The organism is Pseudomonas sp. 102515, from assembly GCF_031085165.1.
Lineage (GTDB): Bacteria > Pseudomonadota > Gammaproteobacteria > Pseudomonadales > Pseudomonadaceae > Chryseomonas.
In genome coordinates this window covers 294,989-319,699 of the sequence record NZ_JAVHTY010000005.1, presented here as the reverse complement: position 1 = coordinate 319,699, position 24,711 = coordinate 294,989, and the positions used below count along the sequence as shown (strand labels likewise).

22 protein-coding genes are annotated in these 24,711 nt (G+C 66.1%); 12 read left to right on the top strand and 10 right to left on the bottom strand.

Annotated elements, in window-relative coordinates; all coding sequences use genetic code 11:
* Positions 1–189: 189 nt before the first annotated feature.
* Genes ubiB through ubiE form a run of 3 tightly spaced genes read right to left on the bottom strand, consistent with a single transcriptional unit; the run spans position 190 to position 3,190 of the window.
* A complete protein-coding gene (gene ubiB / locus RCF34_RS20040) occupies positions 190–1,788 on the bottom strand; it encodes a ubiquinone biosynthesis regulatory protein kinase UbiB (RefSeq protein ID WP_308709743.1) in 1,599 nt (532 codons plus the stop codon).
* Entirely contained in the window at positions 1,785–2,420 is a 636-nt protein-coding gene (locus RCF34_RS20035) for an SCP2 sterol-binding domain-containing protein (protein WP_308709742.1), read from the bottom strand. Before RCF34_RS20035 ends, ubiB begins: the two co-directional genes overlap by 4 nt.
* The gene (gene ubiE, locus RCF34_RS20030) at positions 2,420–3,190 is read right to left on the bottom strand and encodes a bifunctional demethylmenaquinone methyltransferase/2-methoxy-6-polyprenyl-1,4-benzoquinol methylase UbiE (RefSeq protein ID WP_183633718.1); all 771 of its coding nucleotides are present in this window, start codon (positions 3,188–3,190) and stop codon (positions 2,420–2,422) included. The genes RCF34_RS20035 and ubiE overlap by 1 nt, the downstream gene beginning before the upstream one ends.
* A gap of 151 nt (positions 3,191–3,341) precedes the next feature.
* On the opposite strand from ubiE, the gene RCF34_RS20025 reads away from it, so the two are divergent.
* Positions 3,342–3,620 carry a polyhydroxyalkanoic acid system family protein gene (locus RCF34_RS20025; RefSeq protein WP_308709741.1) on the top strand — a complete coding sequence of 93 codons (279 nt, stop codon included), beginning with the start codon at positions 3,342–3,344 and terminating at the stop codon, positions 3,618–3,620.
* A 6-nt stretch (positions 3,621–3,626) separates the two neighbouring features.
* Here the strand turns inward: RCF34_RS20025 and RCF34_RS20020 are convergent, their stop codons facing one another.
* The 6 genes from RCF34_RS20020 to RCF34_RS19995 form a co-directional block, all read right to left on the bottom strand.
* Positions 3,627–3,998 carry a gamma-butyrobetaine hydroxylase-like domain-containing protein gene (locus RCF34_RS20020; protein WP_133861502.1) on the bottom strand — a complete coding sequence of 124 codons (372 nt, stop codon included), beginning with the start codon at positions 3,996–3,998 and terminating at the stop codon, positions 3,627–3,629.
* Between the two features lie 284 nt (positions 3,999–4,282).
* On the bottom strand, positions 4,283–5,632 hold the full coding sequence (hslU, locus tag RCF34_RS20015; RefSeq protein WP_308709740.1) for an ATP-dependent protease ATPase subunit HslU: 1,350 nt from the start codon (positions 5,630–5,632) through the stop codon (positions 4,283–4,285).
* Positions 5,633–5,651: 19 nt separating this feature from the next.
* Positions 5,652–6,185 (bottom strand): ATP-dependent protease subunit HslV, encoded by a 534-nt coding sequence (hslV, locus tag RCF34_RS20010; RefSeq protein ID WP_058764934.1) that lies wholly within the window; start codon positions 6,183–6,185, stop codon positions 5,652–5,654.
* A gap of 101 nt (positions 6,186–6,286) precedes the next feature.
* Positions 6,287–7,030, bottom strand: coding sequence for an SPOR domain-containing protein (locus RCF34_RS20005; protein WP_308709739.1), 744 nt, complete (start codon positions 7,028–7,030; stop codon positions 6,287–6,289).
* Positions 7,031–7,048: 18 nt separating this feature from the next.
* Positions 7,049–8,806, bottom strand: a complete 1,758-nt coding sequence (argS, locus tag RCF34_RS20000) for an arginine--tRNA ligase (RefSeq protein ID WP_308709738.1) — start codon at positions 8,804–8,806, stop codon at positions 7,049–7,051.
* Between the two features lie 96 nt (positions 8,807–8,902).
* Positions 8,903–11,116: a primosomal protein N' gene (locus RCF34_RS19995; protein WP_308709736.1), complete on the bottom strand. Its 2,214-nt coding sequence runs from the start codon at positions 11,114–11,116 to the stop codon at positions 8,903–8,905.
* Between the two features lie 157 nt (positions 11,117–11,273).
* Between RCF34_RS19995 and rpmE the strand changes: the two genes are divergently transcribed.
* The 3 genes from rpmE to RCF34_RS19980 all read left to right on the top strand — a co-directional run bounded on the left by rpmE (position 11,274) and on the right by RCF34_RS19980 (position 13,697).
* Positions 11,274–11,489: a 50S ribosomal protein L31 gene (rpmE, locus tag RCF34_RS19990; RefSeq protein ID WP_133861498.1), complete on the top strand. Its 216-nt coding sequence runs from the start codon at positions 11,274–11,276 to the stop codon at positions 11,487–11,489.
* On the top strand, positions 11,489–12,316 hold the full coding sequence (locus RCF34_RS19985; protein ID WP_308709735.1) for a thermonuclease family protein: 828 nt from the start codon (positions 11,489–11,491) through the stop codon (positions 12,314–12,316). The genes rpmE and RCF34_RS19985 overlap by 1 nt, the downstream gene beginning before the upstream one ends.
* A gap of 112 nt (positions 12,317–12,428) precedes the next feature.
* On the top strand, positions 12,429–13,697 hold the full coding sequence (locus RCF34_RS19980) for a malic enzyme-like NAD(P)-binding protein (RefSeq protein ID WP_133861496.1): 1,269 nt from the start codon (positions 12,429–12,431) through the stop codon (positions 13,695–13,697).
* Positions 13,698–13,751: 54 nt separating this feature from the next.
* Here RCF34_RS19980 and RCF34_RS19975 read toward each other — a convergent pair whose 3' ends face one another.
* Positions 13,752–16,172, bottom strand: coding sequence for a penicillin-binding protein 1A (locus RCF34_RS19975; RefSeq protein WP_308709734.1), 2,421 nt, complete (start codon positions 16,170–16,172; stop codon positions 13,752–13,754).
* Positions 16,173–16,339: 167 nt separating this feature from the next.
* Here RCF34_RS19975 and RCF34_RS19970 point away from each other — a divergent pair, with 167 nt between their 5' ends.
* From RCF34_RS19970 to RCF34_RS19935, 8 genes are read left to right on the top strand one after another with little or no spacing between them, the layout of a single operon-like run.
* Positions 16,340–17,404 carry a pilus assembly protein PilM gene (locus RCF34_RS19970; RefSeq protein WP_183633703.1) on the top strand — a complete coding sequence of 355 codons (1,065 nt, stop codon included), beginning with the start codon at positions 16,340–16,342 and terminating at the stop codon, positions 17,402–17,404.
* Positions 17,405–17,995, top strand: a complete 591-nt coding sequence (locus RCF34_RS19965) for a PilN domain-containing protein (protein WP_108582365.1) — start codon at positions 17,405–17,407, stop codon at positions 17,993–17,995.
* The gene (gene pilO / locus RCF34_RS19960) at positions 17,992–18,645 is read left to right on the top strand and encodes a type 4a pilus biogenesis protein PilO (protein WP_308709733.1); all 654 of its coding nucleotides are present in this window, start codon (positions 17,992–17,994) and stop codon (positions 18,643–18,645) included. The genes RCF34_RS19965 and pilO overlap by 4 nt, the downstream gene beginning before the upstream one ends.
* Positions 18,642–19,160, top strand: coding sequence for a pilus assembly protein PilP (locus RCF34_RS19955; protein ID WP_026083837.1), 519 nt, complete (start codon positions 18,642–18,644; stop codon positions 19,158–19,160). Before pilO ends, RCF34_RS19955 begins: the two co-directional genes overlap by 4 nt.
* Positions 19,160–21,409 (top strand): type IV pilus secretin PilQ, encoded by a 2,250-nt coding sequence (gene pilQ / locus RCF34_RS19950; protein ID WP_308709732.1) that lies wholly within the window; start codon positions 19,160–19,162, stop codon positions 21,407–21,409. Before RCF34_RS19955 ends, pilQ begins: the two co-directional genes overlap by 1 nt.
* 5 nt (positions 21,410–21,414) lie before the next feature.
* Positions 21,415–21,933 (top strand): shikimate kinase AroK, encoded by a 519-nt coding sequence (aroK, locus tag RCF34_RS19945; RefSeq protein WP_308709731.1) that lies wholly within the window; start codon positions 21,415–21,417, stop codon positions 21,931–21,933.
* A 52-nt stretch (positions 21,934–21,985) separates the two neighbouring features.
* Positions 21,986–23,080: a 3-dehydroquinate synthase gene (aroB, locus tag RCF34_RS19940; protein WP_308709730.1), complete on the top strand. Its 1,095-nt coding sequence runs from the start codon at positions 21,986–21,988 to the stop codon at positions 23,078–23,080.
* Positions 23,081–23,098: 18 nt separating this feature from the next.
* Entirely contained in the window at positions 23,099–24,697 is a 1,599-nt protein-coding gene (locus RCF34_RS19935) for an AAA family ATPase (RefSeq protein ID WP_308709729.1), read from the top strand.
* Positions 24,698–24,711: the final 14 nt, after the last annotated feature.

Genomic DNA, 24,711 nt, shown 5'->3' with positions numbered 1-24,711 from the left:
ACCCTTCGGGCCAGCCCTTGACTGTTACTCCCGTTGGTCGTTGCGCCTTGCCTGACCTTCGCTCGGCGACTTTTCAGACAGGCCCTAGCCTCGCACAAGACGCAGCTCGAATACAGCGGCAGGGCACCAGTGGCTGAGGGCGTGTATTTCGCCCGATAAAAATGACAGGACGGTTACAGCTTAAGGAGTTCAGCGCCTGATCACCAGAACCAGACCGCCGACCAGCATGGCCCAGGCCGGCCAGGCGTGGGGCTGGGGTTCGAGACCCAGCTGCGCTGCACCCACCAGCAGGACCGCGCCAACTACCCGCACGATCCAGTCGTCGTTGCGCCTGCCCCAGGGATTGGGCGGATCCTTGCGATGCGGCTGGGTGATGCGTTCCAGGGTATCGCGCGCCATCTGCGCCAGATGGGGGATCTGTTCCAGTTGCTGCTGGATGTTGCGGGCGACCTGTGGCGGACTCAGCCGCTTGCGCATCCACTTTTCCAGGTAGGGCTTGGCGGTGGACCAGAGGTCCAGGTCCGGATAGAGCTGGCGGCCCAGGCCTTCGATGTTGAGCAGCGTCTTCTGCAAGAGCACCAGCTGCGGCTGGATCTCCATGTTGAAGCGGCGCGCCACCTGGAACAGCCGCAGCAGCAGCTGGCCGAAGGAAATGTCCTTGAGCGGCTTCTCGAAGATGGGTTCGCAGACGGTGCGAATGGCCGCTTCCAGTTCGTTGACCTGGGTATTGGCCGGTACCCAGCCGGAGTCGATGTGCAGCTGGGCGACCTTGCGGTAGTCGCGCTGGAAGAAGGCCCAGAGGTTGCGCGCCAGATAGTCCTGGTCCCCGGGGGTCAGGCTGCCGATGATGCCGCAGTCCACCGCGATGTAGAGCGGATCCCAGGGCTTGGCGGTACTGACGAAGATGTTGCCCGGGTGCATGTCGGCGTGGAAGAAGCTGTCGCGGAACACCTGGGTGAAGAAGATCTCCACGCCGCGTTCGGCCAGCAGCTTGAAGTCGGTGCCCTGGTCGCGCAGGGCGGCCAGGTCGGTCACCGGGATGCCGTAGATGCGCTCCATGACCAGCACCCGCTCGCGGCACCAGTCCCAGTACACCTGGGGCACGTAGAGGCGCTCGGAGCCGTCGAAATTGCGTCTGAGCTGGCTGGAGTTGGCCGCCTCGCGCAACAGGTCCAGTTCGTCGTAGATGGTCTTCTCGTAGTCGCTGACCACGTCCATCGGATGCAGGCGGCGGGCTTCGGCGGACAGCCGTTCGGCCAGGCGTGCCAGCAGGAACAGCCAGGCGATGTCCTGGCTGATGATGTTCTTCAACCCGGGGCGCACCACCTTGACCACCACCTCTTCACCGGTCCGCAGCTGGGCGGCATGGACCTGGGCCACCGAGGCCGAGGCCAGCGGCTGGTGGTCGAAGCGGGCGAAGGCCTGCTTGATGGGTACGCCGAGCTGGGACTCGATCAGCGCCACGGCCTTTTCCGGCGGGAAGGGCGGGACCTTGTCCTGCAGGAACATCAGTTCGTCGGCGATATCCTCGGGCATGAGGTCGCGCCGGGTGGACAGGATCTGGCCGAACTTGACGAACACCGGGCCCAGGCCTTCCAGCGCCAGGCGCAGACGGGCGCCGCGCGGCAGGGTCTTGCTCGGTCGCGGTAACCAGCGCCAGGGCAGCACATAGCGGGTGGCGCGCAGGTACCAGGGCAGCGGCAGGGCGTAGACGATGTCGTCCAGCCGATAGCGGATGACCACGAAGAAGATCCGCAACAGGCGGTTGAGGGCAGCGAACAGCTTCATTCGTCGGGGTTATCCCTGGCGTTGCGGGCGGTGCCCAGGCGGGCGAGACGGGCGTCGAGACGATCCACGTCCAGGCGCAGGGCATCGATCTCGGCGAAGCGGGCCTCACCTTCGAGACGACCCACCAGTTGGCGGCTCTCCTCGTTCAGCCAGTTGGACAGCGTCAGTTGCAGGCTGTCACGGCTCTGTTCACCGAGCGCCTGGCCGCGCCGGGCCAGATCGCCCAGCAACGCGGCCGGCAGCGGACCGAGCCAGCGACTGACCTCGTGCTGCCAGTCCAGCTCCAGCTTCTGCAGGATGTCGGCCAGTTCGATCAGCAGGGTGCTGTCGCCCTCCAGACGCACGTCCGGCTGGTGCAGCACCCGCTGCTTGTCACGGGCCAGGGCCAGTTCGGCCAGACGTGTCGCCGGGGCACTCAGGGTGCAGTCGATATCGCCTTCGTGATGGGCGGCGAAGTGCAGGCCGTCACCCGCGGGCAGGATGTAGAGCCGCAGCGCCGGCTGCCGGGTCTGCACCGCGATCACCCGGCCCGTCAGGCCGGCCAGTCGCGGCAGCGCCACCGGATCCAGCGCCAGCAGCGGATTCAGGCCACGCTCCAGCGCGGCCAGCAACGCCTGGGTGCCGAGGGCCATCAGGGCTTGATGCCGCGATGCAGGGCGACCACGCCGCCGGTCATGTTGTGGAAGGACACCCGCGCGAAGCCGGTCTCTTCCATCATGGCCTTGAGGGTCTGCTGGTCGGGGTGCATGCGGATGGACTCGGCCAGGTAGCGATAGCTCTCGGCGTCGCCGGCCACCAGCTTGCCCATCAGCGGCAGGAAGCCGAAGGAGTAGGCGTCATAGGCCTTGGACACCAGCGGATTGGTGGGCTTGGAGAATTCCAGCACCAGCAGCCGGCCACCCGGCTTGAGCACACGCAGCATGGAGGCCAGGGCCTGGTCCTTGTGGGTGACGTTGCGCAGGCCGAAGGCGATGGTGATGCAATCGAAATGGTTGTCGGGGAAGGGCAGCTTCTCCGCGTCGGCCTGGACGAAGCGCACGTTGCTGGCGACGCCTTCGTCGAGCAGGCGGTCGCGGCCGACCCTGAGCATGGAGTCGTTGATATCGGCCAGGACCACCTCGCCGGTAGGACCGACCAGGCGGGCAAACTGCTTGGTCAGGTCGCCGGTGCCGCCGGCGATGTCCAGTACCCGGTTGCCGCGGCGCACGCCGGAGAGCTCGATGGTGAATCTCTTCCACAGCCGGTGGATGCCCGCCGACATCAGGTCGTTCATCACATCGTACTTGGCCGCGACCGAGTGGAAGACTTCCGCGACCTTGTAAGCCTTCTGGCTTTCCGGAACGCTCTGGTAGCCGAAGTGGGTCTGGGATTCGGCCTCGGGGCCTTTGCGCGGATCGCTCATGGGGCTACACCTGGGACAGGGACAAGAGGGCATTCTAGCAGGCCGATCGCGCGACTTGCCCGGCTAAAACGGCGGCTGACCGCTCGGTTCTCGCGATTGGCGACGCGGCGGGCCCTCGCTATAGTCAGGGCCCCTTATCCGGAGTTCCCCGATGTCCCAGATCACCATCGAACGCGACCACTCGCTCGGCCTGGAAGGCGTGCGCCAGAAAGCCGATCAGCTGGCGGAAAAACTCACGCGTGACTACGGGGTGGCCTGCGCCTGGGAAGGCGATACCCTGAAGTTCACGCGCAGTGGCGTGGATGGACGGATCGAGGTGGCGCAGGATCGGGTGCGGGTACTGGCGACCCTGGGCATGATGTTCTCGATGCTCAGTGGGCAGATCGAAAAGGAAATCGAGCGCAAGCTGGACAAGGCCCTGGCGGCCTGAGTCCGGTCAGAGCATCAGCTTGACCGCGCTGACGTGCGGATCCCGCGTCTTGCCGGCGCGGGCCAACTGCTCCAGGTAGTCGGCCCAGAGTTCGTCCCGGCGACTGCCCAGTTCGTAGAGATAGTCCCAGCTGAACAGGCCGCTGTCGTGGCCGTCGTCGAAGGTCAGCTTGATGGCGTAGCGCCCCGCCGGCTCGACGGCGCTGATGCCGACCTGCTGCTTGCCCCACTGCAATACTGGATTGCCGTGTCCCTGGACCTCGGCCGAGGGCGAGTGCACCCGCAGGAATTCGGCGGGCAGCTCGAAGGTTTCCGCGCCATAGCTGACGCTGAGGGTCTTGGAGGCCTTGTGGAGCTGGATGGCGGTTGGAGTACGCATGCTGAGGTTCTCTGGGCGGCGTTTCGGTCTTTGCTTAAGGCCATCGCGGTCCTGGCGGTCCGCCGATGCGTTCGCTCCTACAGGCCGGCGTAGGTCGGGTTGAGCGCAGCGAAGCCCAGCCTTGGCGCGAGGAGCGGGCAATGTTGGGCTTCGACGATAGAGCTGTCTCAACCCAACCTACGGTCTTCTGCGGCCATGACTGCGATAGGACAGCCGCTCCTAGAGGCTATATCGGCACCTGTAGGAACGACCGTCACGGCATCAACCAGGCACCAAACCTACCATCACAGTATATAGCGCGACAGGTCTTCGTCCTGGGCCAGTTCGCCCAGGTGGCCGTTCACATAGGCCGCGTCGATGACGATGGGCTCGCCATTCTGCTGGCCGGCGAGGTCGGCGGCGCTGAAGGACACCTCTTCGAGCAGGCGCTCCAGCAGGGTGTGCAGACGCCGGGCACCGATGTTCTCGGTCTTCTCGTTGACCTGCCAGGCGATCTCGGCGATGCGGGTGATGCCGTCGGCGGCGAATTCCACCAGCAGCCCCTCGGTCTTGAGCAGTTCGCGATACTGCTCGGTGAGCGAGGCGTGGGGCTCGGTGAGGATGCGCTCGAAGTCCTGCGGGGTCAGCGCCTTGAGCTCGACGCGGATCGGTAGACGACCCTGCAGCTCCGGCACCAGATCGCTGGGCTTGGACAGGTGGAAGGCGCCCGAGGCGATGAACAGGATATGGTCGGTCTTGACCATGCCCAGCTTGGTGTTGACGGTGCAGCCCTCGATCAGCGGCAGCAGGTCGCGCTGCACGCCTTCGCGGGAAACATCGGCACCGCTGGTGTTGCCGCGCTTGGCGACCTTGTCGATCTCGTCGATGAAGACGATGCCGTGCTGCTCGACGGCTTCCAGGGCGCGGCCCTTGAGCTCCTCTTCGTTGACCAGGCGGGCGGCTTCTTCGTCGCGCACCAGCTTGAGCGCTTCCTTGACCTTGAGCTTGCGCTGCTTGGTCTTGCCCTTGTGCATGCCGGCGAAGAGATTCTGCAGCTGGCTGGTCATCTCCTCCATGCCGGGCGGGGTCATGATCTCGACGCCGGCGGGCGCATCGGCCACCTCGATGTCGATTTCCTTGTCGTCCAGCTGACCCTCGCGCAGGCGCTTGCGGAACAATTGGCGGGTGTTGCTATCGCTCGGCGCCGGCTGGGGCTCGTTGCTGAAGCCCACCGAGGGACGCGCCGGCGGCAGCAGGGCATCGAGGATGCGCTCTTCGGCGGCGTCTTCGGCGCGATGGCGGTTACGCACCATCTCCTGCTCGCGCAGCATCTTCACCGCAGCATCGGCCAGATCACGGATGATGGATTCGACGTCGCGGCCGACATAACCCACCTCGGTGAACTTGGTGGCTTCCACCTTGAGGAAGGGCGCATTGGCCAGCTTGGCCAGGCGCCGGGCGATCTCGGTCTTGCCCACGCCGGTCGGGCCGATCATCAGGATGTTCTTGGGCGTGACCTCGGGGCGCAGCTCGACGGGCAGCTGCATGCGCCGCCAGCGATTGCGCAGGGCGATGGCCACGGCGCGTTTGGCGTCGTCCTGGCCGATGATATGGCGATTGAGTTCGTGGACGATCTCGCGGGGGGTCATGGACATGGGCAGTCTCTAAACCGGATCACGCCTGAGGCGCGTCCAGCTCCTCGATGGTCAGGTTGCGGTTGGTGAACACGCAGATGTCACCGGCGATATTCAGGGCGGTTTCGGCGATCTCGCGGGCGCTCAGGTCGGTGTGCATGAGCAGGGCGCGAGCGGCGGCCTGGGCATAGGCGCCACCGGACCCCATGGCGATCAGGCCTTCTTCGGGCTCCACCACGTCGCCGTTGCCGGTGATGATCAGGGAGGCGTCCTTGTTGGCGACCGCCAGCATGGCCTCCAGCCGGCGCAGGGCGCGGTCGGTACGCCAGTCCTTGGCCAGCTCGACGGCGGCGCGGACCAGGTGGCCCTGGTGCTTCTCGAGTTGCGCCTCGAAGCGCTCGAAGAGGGTGAAGGCGTCGGCGGTACCGCCGGCGAAACCGGCCAGCACCTCGCCCCGGTACAGCCGCCGGACTTTCTTGGCATTGCCTTTCATGACGGTGTTGCCCAGGGAAACCTGGCCGTCGCCGCCGATCACGACCTTGCCGTTGCGGCGTACAGAAACGATGGTGGTCAAGGGAATCTCTCCGCGTTGCTTGGGGCGTCAGCCCCGGTTACGCAGAGATATGGGGATGGCCGCGACGCCCTTCAAGCGCCGCGGCGAGGGGATTGATCCGATCAGTGACCGCGTCGCTGTTGCAGCAACAGATTCTTGAATCCGCTGCCGGCGAGCTGTTTCTGCGCCTGGGTCAGCTGGTCGCGATCGCTGTAGGGACCGACCAGTACCCGGTACCAGGTGTCGTCCTTGACCTTGCCCGACTCCACCCGCACGTCCTGGCCGAGCATGATGATCTGGGCGCGGACCCGGTCGGCATCGGCCTGGGTGCGGAAGGAACCGGCCTGGAGGAAGAACAGCGTCACCGGGGGCTGGGCCTTGGTGGTGGCTTCCTTGGGCGCCGTGGCGGCCGGCTGGCCCAGGGTGGTCGCGGGCGTGGCCGGCGTCGCGGTCGCCGGCTGGCCAGGTTGCGCCGGGGTCGCGGCGGCATCCGGCTTGGCCGGGGTGGTTGGCTTGGCGGCCGGATTGCGCGGCACGGCGTCCGGCGGCACGATCACCTCGGATTCGGGCAGCAGGGTATAGAAGTCGTACTTGGGCTTGATCGGCGTGGGCGGCGTGCCTTCGGTCTTGCCGGCAGCGGTCGCCGACGACGACTTGCCGTTGCCCGCGGCCGCGGCCGGGCGGCCTTCTTCCGGCTTGGCGCGCTGCACCGCCTTGTTGCCCGGTTCGAGCTTCATCAGGAACACCACGAAGGCCCCGATGGCCAGACCCGACGCGAGCCAGACCCAGCCGGGCAGGGGCTGCTTCTTGGGAGCCGAGGTGTTGCGACTGGCGCCGCGCTTGGGTGGGGTTTTCTTGGTGGCCATCAGGCGGTGATCCGTCTCTTACATGCGTTCCAGGGTGTGCAGGCCGAGCAATTCCAGACCCTGCTTGAGGGTGCGCCCGGTGAGGGCGGCCAGCCGCAGGCGGCTCTGGCGCAGCTCGGGGTCCTCGGCGGTCAGGATCGGGCAATTTTCGTAGAAGCTGGAGAACAGTCCTGCCAGGTCGTAGAGGTAGCTGCACAGCAGGTGCGGGGTGCCCTTGTCGGCGACGCTGGCGAGGATTTCGTCGAATTGCGCCAGGCGGCCGCCCAGGTCCTGCTCCTGCGGGGCGTCCAGGCGGATGCTGCCGGCGGGTTCGCTCTGCTCGGCCTTGCGCAGCACGCTGGCGACGCGGGTGTAGGCGTACAGCAGATAGGGCGCGGTGTTGCCCTCGAAGCTGAGCATCTGCTCGAAGTTGAAGCTGTAGTCGCTGGTGCGGTGCTTGGACAGGTCGGCGTACTTGACCGAGGCGATGCCCACCACGCGGCCGATATGGCGCAGTTCGTCCTCGCTGAAAGGTGCCTCGCCACGCTCGGCGCGACCGGCATTGCGCTCCTTGACCAACTGATAGGCACGTTCCTCGGCTTCGTCGAGCAGATCGACCAGCTTGACGGTGCCGCCGTCACGGGTCTTGAACGGACGGCCATCGGCGCCGTTCATGGTGCCGAAGCCCATGTGCTCGAGTTGCATGGTCGGCGCGACGAAGCCGGCGCGGCGCGCCACCTCGAAGGCCATCTGGAAGTGCAGGGCCTGGCGCTGGTCGACGAAGTACAGCGCCCGATCGGCGTGCAGCTGGCGGCTGCGGTAGCGCATGGCGGCCAGGTCGGTGGTGGAATAGAGATAGCCGCCACCGGCCTTCTGCACGATCACCGGCAGAGGGTTGCCCTCGGCATTCTTGAATTCGTCGAGGAAGACGCAGCGGGCGCCATCGCTCTCGGTGAGCAGGCCGGCGGCGTCCAGATCGATCACCACCTGGGCCAGGTCGTCGTTGTAGGCGCTCTCGCCCTTGACGTCGGCCGGGGTCAGGCGGACGTTGAGGCGGTCGTAGACTTCCTGGCAGTGGGACAGGGAGACGGCGTTGAATCTCTCCCAGAGGCGCAGGCAGTGCGCATCGCCCGCCTGCAGCGCCACCACCAGCTCGCGGGCGCGGGCGGCGAATTCCGGCGAGGCGTCGAAGCGGCCCTTGGCGGCGCGATAGAACACCTCGAGATCGGCCAGCTCGCCTTCGGCGGCCTGCGGCTGCTCTTCCATGTAGGCCAGCAGCATGCCGAACTGGGTACCCCAGTCGCCCACGTGGTTCTGGCGGATCACCTCGTCGCCGAGGAATTCCAGCACCCGCGCCACGGCGTCACCGATGATGGTGGAGCGCAGGTGGCCGACGTGCATCTCCTTGGCCAGGTTCGGCGAGGAGAGGTCCACCACCACGCGCTGACGCGGCTCGTGCCTGGGCACCCCCAGGTGCGGATCGGCGAAGGCCGCATCCAGGCGCGCGGCCAGTTGCGCGTGATTCTGGAAGAAGTTGAGAAAGCCAGGGCCGGCGATTTCCACCTTGTTGACCGCCGGGTCGGCGGGCAGGGCGGCCAGCAGCTTTTCGGCCAGGTCGCGGGGCTTCGCGCGGGCCGGCTTGGCCAGCAGCAGGGCGACGTTGCTGGCGAAGTCGCCGTGGCTCTTGTCCTTGGTATTTTCGACCTGGATGGCCGGGGCCACGTCGGCCGGCAGGGTGCCGTCGGCGATCAGGCGGTCGAGGGCGTGCTGGATGAGCTGGCGGATGCTGTCTTTCATGGTCATTGGCCTTCGGCGTGCGCCGAGCGCGCACTGCGATGAAAACCCGGCATTATCCGTGGCGAGCCCGGCCTTGCCAATGGTAAGCCAGTGCCACTAGAACAGATCGATGGGATCCACATCCAGCGACCAGCGCACCTGGCGGGCTTCGGGCAGGCTTTCCAGCTGGACGACCCAGATGCCCAGCAGGCGATGCAGGGGCGCGCGGCTGCTGCTCTGCAGCAGCAATTGGGCGCGGTGGCGACCGGCGCGTCTTTCCATCGGCGCCGGTACCGGACCGAGCAGTTCCACCTGGGGCAGGGCGAGATTGACCGCCAGGCCCTCGGCGACGTGATAGGCCGCCTCCAGGAAATTCTCCACCTGGTCCTGGCGATGGGCATCGGCGCGCAGCAGCGCCAGATAGGCGAAGGGCGGCAGCCCGGCGGCGCGGCGCTCCTGCAGGGCCTGGCGGGCAAAGGCCGGATAGCCTTCCTCGGCCAGCTGCACCATCAGTGGATGATCGGCCAGATGGGTCTGGATCAGTACCTGGCCCGGCTCCTCGGCGCGACCGGCGCGACCGGCCACCTGGACGATCTGCTGGGCCATGCGCTCGCTGGCGCGGAAGTCGGCGGAAAACAGCCCGCTGTCGGCGTCCAGCACGGCCACCAGGGTCACCTTGGGAAAGTGGTGCCCCTTGGCGAGCATCTGGGTGCCGACCAGGATGCAGGGCGCGCCACTGTGGATGATTCTCAGCAACTTGCCCAGGGCGTCCTTGCGCGCCGTGGTGTCGCGGTCGATGCGCAGCACCGGGACGTCCGGGAACAGCAGCTGCAGGCGTTCCTCGGCGCGTTCGGTACCGGCGCCCACCGGGCGCAGATCGAGCTTGCCGCAGGACGGGCAGTGCCGCGGCGGCGTCTGGCGTTGATCGCAGTGGTGGCAGCGCAGTTCGCCCGAGCCGCGGTGATAGGTCATGCGTGCATCGCAGCGCGGGCACTGGGCCAGCCAGCCGCAGTCGTGGCAGAGCAGGGTGGGGGCGAAGCCGCGGCGGTTGAGGAAGACCAGCACCTGCTGGCCGCGCTCCAGGGTCGCGCCCATGGCCTTGAGCAGCGGCTGGGACAGACCGCTGTCCAGCGGGCGGCTGCGCACGTCCAGGCGTTCGAAGCGCGGCGGCTGGGCGCCACCGGCGCGCAGCGACAGGCGCAGATGGGCATAGCGCCCCTGGTCGGCGTTGTGCAGGCTTTCCAGCGAGGGCGTGGCCGAGCCCAGCACCACCGGCAGACTCTCGAAGCGTGCGCGGACCACCGCCAGGTCGCGGGCGTGGTACCTCAGGCCCTCCTGCTGTTTATAGGAAGCATCGTGTTCCTCGTCGACGATGATCAGCCCGGGATGCTTGAGCGGGGTGAACAGCGCCGAGCGCGTGCCGACCACGATGTCCAGTTCGCCATCGCGGGCGGCCAGCCAGATGTCCATGCGCTCGCGATCGGTCAGCGCCGAGTGCAGCAGGGCGATGCGGGCATTGAAGCGCTGTTCGAAGCGCCCCAGGGTCTGGGGGCCCAGGTTGATCTCGGGAATCAGCAGCAGCGCCTGGCGCCCCGCTTCCAGGGTGGCGCGGATCAGTTGCAGATAGACCTCGGTCTTGCCGCTGCCGGTCACCCCTTCCAGGAGATGACAGTGGAAGCCGCTGCCGGCGCGGACCGCTTCGTAGGCCAGGCGCTGCTCGCTGTTGAGTGGCAACTCGGCCTGGGCCAGCCAGGAACCCTGGTGCCGGGTCGGCTGGTGATAGCGGGTCTCCACCTTGACCAGGCCCTTGGCCTGCAGGAGATCGAGACTGTCCTTGACCAGGCCGAGCTGGCCGAGCAATTCGTGCAACACCCCGTGGGGGTGCTGGCGCAGGGTCTTGAGTGCCTCGCGCTGGCGCGGCGCCCGGGCCAGACGCGGATCTTCCGGGCGCGCATCGGGCTGGGCGATCCAGAAGCGCTGCAACCGTCGCTCGGCCGGCTCCCCCTGACGCAAAAGGGCAGGAAGTGCCCAGCTCAGGGTGTCGCCGAGGCTGTGCTGGTAGTACTGGGCAGACCACTGGCAGAGCTCGAACAGCGCGCTGGGCAGTGGTGGACGCTCGTCGAGCAGTTGCAGCGCCTTGCGCAGCTTGTCCGGCGGCACCTCGGTTTCCCGGGCCACCTCGATCAGCACCCCGACCACCTCACGGCGACCGAAGGGCACCCGCAGCCGTACGCCCGGGCGCAACTGCTCCTCGACCGCTCCCTTGGGCGGCAGATAGTCGAACAGGCGGCGCAGCGGGGAGGGCAGCGCCAGGCGCAGGATCAGGGGCACGGCAGGGCTCGCAGGAGGAAAGCCCGATGGTAGCAGACGGGCGGTGAGGGGGTTGCTTGCACCGCCTATCTGCTCTGGTATGATTCGCAGCCCAAATCTGTGCGGTATCCGGCAATGGCGCCGGGTGGCGGCACAGCTAGACCCCGAGGATAGCCCCATGAAAGCTGATATCCATCCGCAGTACGATGCCATCGAAGCCACCTGCAGCTGCGGCAACGTCATCAAGACCCGCTCGACCCTGAGCAAGAACATTCACCTGGACGTCTGCTCCGAATGCCACCCGTTCTACACTGGCAAGCAGAAGGTCCTGGACGCTGGCGGCCGTATCGATCGCTTCAAGCAGCGTTTCGGCGTGTTCGGCAGCAACAAGTAATGCGCTGCCGTCGGCCATCTCTGTATGGTTCGACAGTGAAAAAGGCGTCCCTCTGGGGCGCCTTTTTTGTTTGTGGCCTGGTTGGCGCACCAGCGGCCCAGGCGGCGGACTGTCCGCTGCTGCCGGGTGGGCAGGAGGTCGTGGTCCGCCAGGTGGTGGATGGCGATACCCTGCGCCTGGTCGACGGCCGTTCGGTGCGCCTGATCGGGGTCAACGCACCCGAGCTGGGCACGTCCGGTGGTACCGCCCAGCCCTATGCCGCGGCGGCGCGTCGACGGCTGCAGGCGCTGGTCGCGGCCAGCGACGAGCGCCTGCGGCTGGTGCCGGGCAGCGAGGCGACCGACCATTACGGCCGCACCCTGGCGTATCTCTTTGATCGCCAGGGCGGCAACCTGGAAGCCCGGCTGATCGCCGAGGGCCTCGGCTATGCCGTCGCCATCGCCCCCAATACCCGGCTGGCCGCCTGTCAGGCCGCCGCGGAACGCCAGGCGCGCAAGGCGCGACGGGGCGTCTGGAAGCAGGATCCGACCATCGCCTCGACCCGCATAGAAGAGAGTGGTTTCGCCGTGGTGCAGGGGCGTCTGCTGGACGTCGAGCGCAATCGCGGCGGCCTCTGGCTGCAGTTCGACGGAGCGCTGCTGATCAATGTCCCCGAGCGCTTCGTCGCGGCCTTCGACGAGGTGCCGCTGCGCCAATGGATAGGGCGGGACCTCGAAGCGCGAGGCTGGATCGTCGATCGCAGTCGGCGCCAGGAAGCGGGCCGCGGGCGCTGGCAGATGACCCTGAGCGACCCGCACATGCTGGGTTTGCGGGTTGCATCGTTTTAGCCGAAAGTCGTATTGCGATCGATTTCAGGCATATGGCCGATTGCTTGTGGCACCTTGAGTCTTTGCGTATTCTCGCCCGACCCAAGACCCACACCACGCGGATATACCAATAATGTCTGATCTCAAAACCGCCGCCCTCGAATACCACGCCCAGCCGCGCCCCGGCAAACTCAGCGTCGAGCTGACCAAGCCCACCGCGACCGCCCGTGACCTGTCCCTGGCCTACAGCCCTGGCGTCGCCGAACCGGTCCGCGAGATCGGTCGCGATCCCGAACTGGCCTACCGTTATACCGGCAAGGGCAACCTGGTCGCCGTGATCTCCGACGGTACCGCCATCCTCGGTCTGGGCAACCTCGGCCCGCTGGCCTCCAAGCCGGTGATGGAAGGCAAGGGCGTGCTGTTCAAGCGCTTCGCCGGTGTGGACGTCTTCGACATCGAGGTGGACGCCGAGAGCCCCCAGGCCTTCATCGACACCGTCAAGCGTATCTCCATCACCTTCGGCGGCATCAACCTCGAAGACATCAAGGCGCCCGAGTGCTTCGAGATCGAGCGCGCCCTGATCGAGCAGTGCGACATCCCGGTCTTCCACGATGACCAGCACGGCACCGCCATCGTCACCGCCGCTGGCATGCTCAACGCCCTGGAAATCGCCGGCAAGCGCCTGGAAGACGCCAAGATCGTCTGCCTGGGTGCCGGCGCTGCCGCCATCTCCTGCATGCGCCTCCTGGCCAGCATGGGTGCCAAGGTCGAGAACATCTACATGATCGACCGTCAGGGCGTGGTCCACAGCGGCCGCAGCGACCTGAACCAGTACAAGGCGGCCTTCGCCACCGAGACCAGCAAGCGCACCCTGGACGACGCCCTCGAAGGCGCCGATGTCTTCGTCGGTCTGTCCGGCCCGAACCTGCTGTCGGCGGAAGGTCTCAAGCGCATGGCGGCCAACCCCATCGTCTTCGCCTGCTCCAACCCGGACCCGGAAATCACCCCCGAGCTGGCCCACGCCACGCGCGACGACGTGATCATGGCGACCGGTCGCTCCGACTACCCCAACCAGGTCAACAACGTGCTGGGCTTCCCCTTCATCTTCCGTGGTGCCCTGGACGTTCGCGCCCGAGTCATCAACGAAGAGATGAAGATCGCCGCTGCCCTGGCCCTGCGTGACCTGGCCAAGCTGCCGGTGCCCAAGGAAGTCTGCGCGGCCTACAACGTCGACAGCCTGAGCTTCGGTCGCGAGTACATCATTCCCAAGCCGATGGACGCGCGCCTGATCACCCTGGTATCCGATGCCGTGGCCAAGGCCGCCATCGAGACCGGCGTGGCCACGCTGCCCTATCCGGCGAACTATCCGCTGAAGTCGGTGGATGACGTCTTCGCCAAGTAAGGCCTGAAGCAATGAAAAAACCCCGCCTTGGCGGGGTTTTTTATTGGGCGCAGATCAGAAGATGTCCATGGGCACGTTTTCGCTGGAGGGCAGCGGCGTGCCGGGCGCGACGCCAGGCGGCAGCTCGTCCAGGCTCGGCGGGGTGTCCTCGCTCTTGAACAGCTCGAAGTAGGCGTTGGGCGTGCCGGGCGGCGCGGCGCGACCCGTGGTGGGATCGACGCGGATGGAGACGATGCCGTCCGGTTCCTTGAGCTGATGCGGCGGCTTGTCCTTGAGCGCTGCGCCCATGTAGCTCATCCAGATCGGCAGGGCCACGGTGCCACCGAATTCCTGGCGACCCAGGGTCTCGGGCTGATCGAAGCCGGCCCAGACCGTGGTCACGTAGTCGCCGTTGTAGCCGGAGAACCAGGTGTCCTTGGATTCGTTGGTGGTGCCGGTCTTGCCGGCCAAGTCGTTGCGACCCAGTTCCAGCGCCTTGCGCCCGGTGCCGCGCTTGATCACGTCCTGCAGCATGCTGTTCATGATGAAGGCATTGCGCGGATCGATGACCTGAGGCGCGAACACCGGCGCCGGATTGGCCGGATCGGCAGCGGCGGTATCGGCCGTCGGCGTGACCTCGACGCCGGGCGCGGCCTTGGCCTGCACCTGCTGGGGCACCCGCGGCGCGGCAGCGCGATAGACCACCTTGCCGTCGCGATCGGTCACGTGATCGACCACGTAGGGCGTCACCTTGTAGCCTTCGTTGGCGAACACCGACCAGCCGGTGGCCACTTCCAGCGGGGTCAGGCCCGGGGTGCCGAGGGCGAGCGACAGGTTGCGCGGCAACTGATCGCGCTCGAAGCCGAAGCGACTGACGTAATCCAGCGCATAGTCGATGCCGATGGCCTGCAGCACCCGGATGGACACCAGGTTGCGCGAGCGATACAGCGCCTCGCGCAGGCGGATGGGGCCGAGGAAGGTATTGTTGTCGTTCTTTGGCCGCCAGGCTTCGTCGGGATTCTCGTCCATGAAGACGATGGGCGCATCGTTGACCAGGCTGGCGGCGGTGAAGCCCTTCTCCAGGGCCGCGCTATAGATGAACGGCTTGAAGCTGGAGCCGGGCTGGCGGCGGGCCTGGGTCGCGCGGTTGTAGTTGCTCTGCTCGAAGGAGAAACCACCGATCAGGGCACGGATGGCGCCATCCTGGGGGGCGAGCGACACCAGGGCGCTCTGCGCCTTGGGAACCTGCGAGAATTTCAGGCTGCCATCGTCCTGGCGCTGCACCCGGATCAGGTCGCCGACCTTGACCACGTCGGCCGGACCGTTCGGTCGCGGCCCCAGGCTGTTGGCGCTGAGGTAGGGTCGCGCCCACTTCATCGAGTCCCAGGAGACCGCCTCTTCCTTGCCTTCGCGGGTCAGGACCAGGATGCCGCTCTTCTCCACCTGGGTGACGAGGGCCGGATCCTGGCCGCCGACGACGCGCTGCTTCTGGATCAGCGCGGTCCACTCGGCCCGGCTGCGGTTGGGCCACTGGGCCTCGGGGCCGCGATAGCCATGGCGGCGGTCGTAGTCGGTCAGGCCGTCGCGCACGGCTTCGAAGGCGTCCGTCTGCAGCCGGCTGTCGATGGTGGTGTAGACCTGGTAGCCATCCGTGTAGGCATCGCCACCATAGCGACCGACCATTTCCGCCCGCGCCATCTCGGCGATGTAGGGGGCGTTGAGTTCGGGCACGGCGACGTGGTGATAGGCCTCGAGCGGCTCGGTGATGCCGGCCTGGTAGGCCGCCTGATCGATATACCCGAGCTTGAACATGCGTTCGAGAATCCAATTGCGTCTTTCCAGGCTACGCTCAGGATTAGCGACCGGGTTGTAACGCGACGGCGCCTTGGGCAGACCGGCGATCATCGCCATCTGGGCGACGGTCAGGTCCTTGATGGACTTGCCGTAGTAGACCTGGGCGGCGGCCTCGATACCGTAGGCGCGGTTGCCCAGGTAGATCTTGTTGACGTAGAGCTCGAGGATCTCGTCCTTGGTCAGTTGGCGCTCGATTTGCAGCGCCAGGAGGATCTCGGTGAATTTGCGCGAGAAGCTGCGTTCGCTGGTCAGGAAGTAGTTCTTGGCGACCTGCATGGTGATGGTGCTACCGCCGGTCTGGATGTGTCCGGTCTTGACCAGCTGGCTCACCGCTCGCGCCAGGCTTTTCACATCCACGCCATAGTGATTGGCGAAGTTGTCATCCTCGGCGGAGAGCAGGGCATGGATGAAATTGGGCGGTATCTCGTTGAAACGCAGCGGCGAGCGGCGCATTTCACCGAATTCGGCGATGAGTTTGCCGTCCGCGCTGTACACCCGCAGAGGGATCTGCAGTTGCACGTTTCGCAGGGCATCGATGGAGGGCAGGCTGGGGGTGAGGTAGAGGAAGGCACCGCTGAGACCCAGCAAAAGGCTGCAGACCAGGGCGACCAACGACCACCAGAAAAATTTCAGAACACGCATCAAGAGACTTTTCGAATGGAAAGAAGGAAAGGGCGACAGGTGAGGGTCAGCCTACACGGCGTCGCCATTATAGGCGCGTTTGGCGGTTGGCCGCTATTTGCTCGGGTGTCAAGTCTGTTATCTAATGCCCGTCCGCGGAAGACCACCGTCGCTCATAGGGAACTGATGTGCTAGGGCTATTCAGAAAGAAGGCGAATACGCTGCTGGGTATCGACGTCAGTTCGACATCCGTGAAACTCATCGAGTTGAGTCGTTCAGGCGGGCGCTACCGGGTGGAAGCCTATGCGGTCGAGCCCCTGCCGGCCAACGCCGTGGTGGAAAAGAACATCGCCGAACTCGAAGGCGTGGGCCTGGCCATCGGCCGGGTGCTGGTCAAGGCGCGCAGCTCCGCGCGCAGCGCTGCCGTGGCCGTCTCCGGCTCGGCGGTGATCGCCAAGACCATCGAGATGGATGCCGGCCTGACCGACGACGAACTGGAAAACCAGATCAAGCTGGAAGCCGACCAGTACATTCCCTATCCGCTGGACGAGGTCGCCATCGACTTCGAGGTGCAGGGGCCGTCGCCGCGCAACGCCGAGCGCGTCGAGGTGCTGCTGGCCGCCTGCCGGAAGGAAAACGTCGAGGTCCGCGAGGCGGCCCTGGCGCTGGCCGGCGTCTCGGCCAAGGTGGTCGACGTCGAGGCCTATGCCCTGGAGCGCGCCTACCAGTTGCTGGCCAATCAGCTCGGCGGCCATGTCGACGACCTGACCGTGGCGGTGGTCGACATCGGCGCTACCATGACCACCCTGAGCGTGCTGCACAACGGCAAGACCATCTACACCCGCGAGCAGCTGTTCGGCGGTCGTCAACTCACCGAAGAGATCCAGCGCCGCTACGGCCTGTCGGTGGAGGAGGCCGGTCTGGCCAAGAAGCAGGGCGGGCTGCCGGACGACTACCAGAGCGAGGTGCTGACGCCCTTCCGCGAGGCGGTGGTGCAGCAGGTGGCGCGTTCGCTGCAGTTCTTTTTCGCCGCCGGGCAATACAATGATGTGGACTACATCTTGCTTGCCGGAGGAACCGCGTCAATTTCCGGACTCGACCGCTTGATCCAGCAGAAAATCGGCACCCCGACGGTCCTGGCCAATCCCTTCGCCGACATGACCGTCAGCAACAAGGTCAATGCGGCGGCCCTGGCGGGTGACGCCCCGGCGTTGATGATCGCCTGCGGCCTGGCCATGAGGAGTTTCGACTAGATGGCCCGCATCAACCTCTTGCCCTGGCGGGAGCAGCTGCGCGAAGAAAGGCGCAAGCAGTTCCTGGTGATCCTGGGCGGCATCTTCGTGCTCTCGTGCGGTGCCGTGTTTCTCGGGGATCAGTACCTGTCCGGCGAGATCGCCCGTCAGGAGGCGCGCAACGCCTTCATCCAGCAGAACATCGCCCAGCTGGACGTGCGCATCAAGGAGATCAGCGAACTCAAGACCCGCCGTCAGCAGCTGCTGGCGCGGATGAAGATCATCCAGGACCTGCAGGGCAATCGCCCGGTCATCGGTCACGTCTTCGACCAGTTGGTGCGCACCCTGCCAGACGGCGTGTACTTCCGCGAGCTGAAGATGCAGGGCGATACCCTGTCGATCAGTGGCGAGGCGGAATCCAACAACCGGGTCTCCAACCTGATGCGTAACCTGGATGCCTCGGACTGGTTCGCGTCGCCTACGCTGATCGAGGTGAAGGCCACCACCGCGGGTGCGGTGGATCAGGCCAACACCTTCCAGCTCACCGTCAAGCAGACCCAGCCCGGCGCCCCCGCTGCACCGGCCCCGCTCGCCCAGGGAGGCAAACCATGAGTCTCGCCGATTCCCTGGCCAGCCTGCGCAAGGTCGACATCAACGAGCTCAGCCTGGAGAACCTCGGTTCCTGGCCCAAGCCGGTCAAGGTCATCGCCTGCCTGCTGATCGTGCTGGTGGTGCTCCTGCTCGGCTATCAGTTCCATCTCAGCGACATGCAAGCCCAGCTGGACAGCCAGCGCAACCAGGAAGAGACGCTCAAGCAGCAATACGCCAGCAAGGCCTTCCAGGCCGCCAATCTGGATGCCTACAAGCAGCAGATGGTGGAGATGGAGGAGTCCTTCGGTGCCCTGCTGCGGCAACTGCCCGGCGATACCGAGGTGCCGGCGCTGCTGGAAGACATCACCCGCACCGGTCTCGGCAGCGGCCTGGAATTCGAGCAGATCAAGCTCCTGCCCGAGGTCACCCAGCAGTTCTATGTCGAGTTGCCGATCCAGATCACCGTGGTGGGCAACTATCACGACCTGGCGACCTTCGTCAGCAGCGTCTCCAGCCTGCCGCGCATCGTCACCCTGCACGACTTCGATCTCAAGCCTGTGGACGACAAGAGCGCCAATGGCGGCGGTACGGTCTCCGGAGGCGGCGGCAAGTTGCGCATGAACGTCCTGGCCAAGACCTATAGGTACAACGACAAAGGGCTCGGCAAATGAGGACGCCCCTGTTGCTCTGTCTGCTGACCGGCGTGCTGGTCGGCTGTGGTTCCAGCGATACCAGCGATCTGCAGGCCTTCATGGACGAAACCCGGGCCAAGCCGCGCGGTTCCATCGAGCCATTGCCGCAGTTTCGCGCCTACGAACCCTTCACCTACGCCGCCGCGGCCCTGCGCAGTCCCTTCCAGGCGCCGGTGCGCATCGATCCCACGGTGCGCCAGCGCGGAACCGGCAACATCAAGCCGGACGTGAATCGGCCCAAGCAGTTTCTCGAAGGCTTCAACATCGAGACCTTCAGCATGGTCGGCATCCTGGCCAACGCCAGCGGCCGCTATGCGCTGGTCAACGGCGCCGGGGGCGTGCATCGCGTCAAGGTGGGGGACTACCTGGGGCGCAACGACGGACGCATCACCAAGATTACCGACGGTGAGATCGACGTGATCGAAATCGTCCCGGATGGCGAGGGTGGCTGGCTGGAACGGCCGCGCACCATCACCTTGAAGGAAAAGACTTAATGGGCAGGGCGAGTACAGTGAAGACGAATAGCGCAAGACGGCTGGGACTGGGATTGGCCCTGTTGCTGGGCAGCCTGGCCGGTCAAGCCCTGGCAGCCGATCTGCAGGCCTTGAACGTCGCCTCCCTGCCCGGGGATCGCATCGAGCTCAAGCTGACCTTCGATCAGCCGGTTCCGGTGCCCAAGGGCTACACCATCGAGCAGCCGGCGCGGATCGCCCTGGACCTGCCCGGCGTCGCCAACAAACTGGGTACCAAGAGCCGTGAGCTGGGTAATGGCAATGCCCGCAGCGTGACGGTAGTGGAGGCGGGCAACCGTACCCGCCTGATCATCAACCTCACCAACCTGGCCAGCTACGACACCCGGGCCGACGGTCGCAATCTGTTCGTCACCATCGGTGGCACCGCGGGTCGTCAGGTGGCCAACGCCCAGGCCAATCTGACGCCCAACCTGCCGCGGGCCGCCGCGCCGGCCACCGTGACCGCGCCCTCGTCCGCACCCCTCTCCGGCGCGGTCGCCCGCACGCCGCTGCCGCCGACCCAGGCCACCTCTACCGTGGCGGCCATGACCGCGCCGCGGCCGCAACTGCGCGGCAAGGCGATCCGCCATATCGACTTCCAGCGGGGTCCCCAGGGCGAGGGCAACGTGGTCATCGACCTGAGCGAGACCGGCATCAATCCGGACATCCAGGAGCAGGGCGGCAAGATCCGCCTGACCTTCGCCGGTACCCAGCTGCCCGAAGAGCTGCGCGTGCGCCTGGACGTCAAGGACTTCGCCACCCCGGTGCAGTTCGTCAACGCCTCCGCTGACAGCAGCGGGGCGTCCATCGTCATCGAGCCGACCGGGACCTACGACTACCTGGCCTACCAGACCAACAATCGTCTGACCCTGAGCGTCAAGCCGCTCACCACCGAGGAAAAGGAAAAGCGCGCAGCCGATCGCTTCACCTACACCGGCGAGAAACTGTCGCTGAATTTCCAGGACATCGACGTCCGCTCGGTACTGCAGCTGATCGCCGACTTCACCAACCTCAACCTGGTGGCGAGCGACACCGTGCAGGGCAACATCACCCTGCGCCTGCAGAACGTGCCCTGGGACCAGGCGCTGGATCTGATCCTCAAGACCAAGGGGCTCGACAAGCGCCAGATCGGCAACGTGCTGCTGGTGGCACCGGCCGACGAGATCGCCGCCCGCGAGCGTCAGGAGCTGGAATCCCAGAAGCAGATCCAGCAGCTGGCCCCGCTGCGTCGCGACCTGATCCAGGTCAACTACGCCAAGGCCGCCGATATCGCCAAGCTGTTCCAGTCGGTGACCAGCGCCGACAAGACCGCCGACGAGCGCGGCTCCATCTCGGTGGACGAGCGCACCAACAGCATCATCGCCTACCAGACCCAGAATCGCCTGGACGAACTCCGGCGCATCGTCTCGCAGCTGGACATCCCGGTGCGCCAGGTGATGATCGAGGCGCGGCTGGTGGAGGCCAACGTCGACTACAGCAAGCAGCTGGGCGTGCGCTGGGGCGGCAACGCCAGTTCGGGCAACTTCGCGGTCTATGGCAAGGACGGCGCCACCACGGTCGATCCTACTACCGGTCAGGCCTTCCTGCCGGGCACCAGTACCGTGGGTAATTTCACTTCTACCAACGGCGTCGCACCCACGCCTTTCGTCGACATGGGCGTCTCCGGCAGCACCTCGGGCATCGGCGTCGGCTTCATGGTCGGTGGCAAGATGCTCGACCTGCAGCTGTCAGCTCTGCAATCCAGTGGCAATGGCGAGATCATCTCCCAGCCCAAGGTGGTGACCTCGGACAAGGAGACCGCCAAGATCCTGCGCGGTACCGAGATCCCCTACCAGGAAGCCAGCTCCAGCGGTGCCACCAGCACCAGCTTCAAGCAGGCCGCCCTGTCGCTGGAAGTCACGCCGCAGATCACCCCGGACAACCGCATCATCATGGAGGTCAAGGTCAACAAGGATGCCCCTGACTACCAGAACGCCCTCAACGGCGTGCCGCCGATCAGCAAGAACGAGGTCAATGCCAAGGTGCTGGTGAGCGATGGCGAGACCATCGTGCTGGGCGGGGTGTTCTCCAATACCCAGACCAAGTCCACCACCAAGGTGCCGATGCTGGGGGACATTCCCTATGTCGGCCGGCTGTTCCGCCGGGATTCGGTCACCGACAGCAAAGTCGAGCTGCTGATCTTCCTCACGCCGCGTATCATGAACAACCAGGCGATAGCGGTTGGTCGATGACATAAGTGCGTAATCTGTTTCTCGTAGGACCGATGGGCTCGGGCAAGAGCACCATCGGCCGGCTCCTGGCGAAGGAGTTGCGGCTGCCGTTCAAGGATTCCGACAAGGTAATCGAAGAACGTACCGGTGCCGACATCCCCTGGATCTTCGATGTGGAAGGCGAGCAGGGCTTTCGCGAGCGCGAACGCGCCGCGATCGCCGAGCTGTGCGCGGAAAACGGTCTGGTGATGGCCACCGGCGGGGGCGCCGTGCTGCGCGAGGACAATCGCCAGGCGCTCAAGCATGGCGGACGGGTCATCTATCTGCATGCCTCCATCGAGCAGCAGATCGAACGCACCTCCCGTGATCGCAACCGTCCGCTCCTGCAGACCGCCGATCCCGCGGCGGTGCTGCGCAAGCTCATGGCCATGCGCGACCCGCTGTACCGCGAGATCGCCGATATCATCATCGAGACCGACGAGCGGCCACCCCGGCTGGTCGTGCTGCAGATACTCGACCGTCTGAAAGCCCTGGCGCCGCATTAAAGCCGCAAGCGTTCTGCGCTATGCTAGGCGCCCTTTGACTCAAGGTGACGGCATGCGGACTCTTCACGTCGAGCTCGGTGAGCGCAGCTACCCGATCTACATCGGCCAGGGCCTCCTGGATCGGCCGGACTGCTTCCTGCCCCATCTCGCCGGGCGCAAGGTGGCGATCGTCACCAATGAAACCATCGCGCCGCTCTATCTGGAGCGCCTGCTGCGCACCCTGGGCGACCGCCAGGTCAGCTCGATCGTGCTGCCCGACGGCGAGGCGCACAAGAACTGGGAAACCCTGCAACTGATCTTCGACGGCCTGCTGCAGGATCGCCATGATCGCAAGACCACCCTCATCGCCCTCGGTGGCGGGGTGATCGGCGACATGGGCGGGTTCGCCGCGGCCTGCTATCAACGCGGGGTGGACTTCATCCAGGTACCGACCACGCTGCTGTCCCAGGTCGATTCCTCGGTGGGCGGCAAGACCGGCATCAACCACCCGCTGGGCAAGAACATGATCGGCGCCTTCTACCAGCCCAAGGCCGTGGTCATCGACACCGACAGCCTGGCGACCCTGCCGGCGCGCGAACTGTCGGCGGGTCTGGCCGAGGTCATCAAGTACGGTCTGATCTGCGATGAACCCTTCCTCGGCTGGCTCGAAAAGCATGTCGAGGCGCTGCTGGCGCTGGACCAGCAGGCCCTCACCGAAGCCATCGAGCGTTCCTGCGCGGCCAAGGCCCAGGTGGTCGGCAGCGACGAGCGCGAGTCGGGCCTGCGTGCCATCCTCAATCTCGGCCATACCTTCGGTCACGCCATCGAGACCCACCAGGGCTATGGCGTCTGGTTGCATGGCGAGGCGGTTTCCGCCGGCATGGTCATGGCGCTGCAGATGTCCCTGCTGCTGGGCTGGCTCACGGCCGCCCAGCGCGACCGCGCCCTGCGCCTGCTGGTCCGGGCGGGGCTTCCCGTGGTACCGCCGGCCGACATGCAGCCGGCCGATTTCGAACGCCTCATGGCGGTGGACAAGAAGGTCCTGGATGGACAACTCCGGCTGGTACTGCTCAGTGACCTGGGCCAGGCCGTGGTGACCGCCGACTTCGCCCGCGACATTCTCGAGCAGACGCTGCGTACCGATTACCAAGCGCTGACCGCCCAGTAAGGAGAACAAGAGAGTCCCATGTCCAATCTGCACGCCGACGAAGCCTTCCTCGGTCACTATCAGTTCACCCACGACCCGTTCGCCGCCCGCGTTCCCGGTTTCAAATTCTTTCCGGCGCAGCGCAAGCCGGTGCTGGGTCAGTTGCATCATCTGGCCCGCTACAGCCAGCTGTTGCTGGTGGTCAGCGGGCCCGAGGGCAGCGGCAAGACGCTGCTGCGCCAGGCACTGGCGGCCAGCACCAAGAAGGAAGCCGTGCACTGCGTGGTGATTTCCGCGCAGAACGGCGGCGACGCCCGCACCGTCCTGGCCCAGGTCGCCAAGGGCGTGGGCGCCGACAGCCAGACGCCGGCGTCCATTCTCGCGCAGGCGGCGGAAGTGCGCCTGGCGGGGCAGGAGGTCTACATCCTGGTGGATGACGCCGAGGCGCTGGCTACCCCCGCGCTGGAAGCCCTGCTGGAACTGGCCGGTGGCGGCGAAAAGGAGCGCCTGCACGTCTTCCTGTTCGGCGAAGCGGAAGTGGTGATGCGCCTGGAAGACATCGCCCAGGGCGAAGAGCGCTATCACGCCATCGAGTTGCTGCCCTACAGCGAGAGCGAGGCCGAGGAATATCTGGCCCAGCGCCTGGAGGGTGCCGGTCAGGGGCTGGAGATCTTTACCGACGAGCAACTCGCGACCATCCATCAGCGCTCCGGCGGCTGGCCTGGTCGGCTCAACGAAGAAGCTCGGGATGTCCTGGTGGCTGGCATGAGCGCCCGGCGCAAGAAGGCCGCCGCACCGGCGAAAGGCTCGCGCAATCTGCTGGCGGCGCTGCCGCGCAAGCATCTGGTCATTCTCGGGGTGGTGGTACTGGCGGTCGGTGCTGCGGCGCTGTCGCTGAAGGGCGGCAAGAGCGAGACCCCGGCGACCGGCACGGCCGGGCAGGACCTGCCCATGGGGGGGCAGAACACCGCGTCCGCCGGCAAGGACGCCCAGGGGGCGCCCATCCAGTTCGACGGCTCTTCCAAGCCGCTGCCCCTGCCGCTGGTAGGTGAGTCGCAGCCGGTCATCCGTGAACCCCTGGCGGAAGCGGCCGGTGGCCGGCAGGCGGGTACCGCTGCAGGCAACGACATGGGCGCGGGTGGCATGCCGCCAGCCGTGAACACCGACGCCCCGCCCATCAGTGACGAAGACGAACTGCCCAGTCGGACGCCGGCACGGACGCCGGCGTCCAGCGCGCCGGCAGCGGCCACTCCGGCACCCCGGCATACCGCGCCTGCGCCTACCCCCGCGCCGGCACCGGCCAAGCCGGCCCCGACTGCGGCGTCTGCTCATGCCGGCAGTGCCGCGGCGGGTTGGTACGGTAGTCAGGCCGGCAGCAAGTACGCCTTGCAGGTGGTGGGCACCAGCACCGAGAAGGCCGCGCAGGACTTCATCGCCGCCCAGGCCGACAGTGGCAACTTCCGCTATTTCAAGAAGAGCTACCAAGGCAAGGCGCTCTATGTGGTGACCTACGGCAACTTCGCCAATCGGGCGGCGGCCGAGGCGGCGGTCAAGCAGCTACCCGCCAAGGTACAGGCCAGCAAACCCTGGCCGCGGACCTTCGCCAGCATCCAGCAGGACATCGCCACCAGTCGCTGATTCTTGCCTGCGAT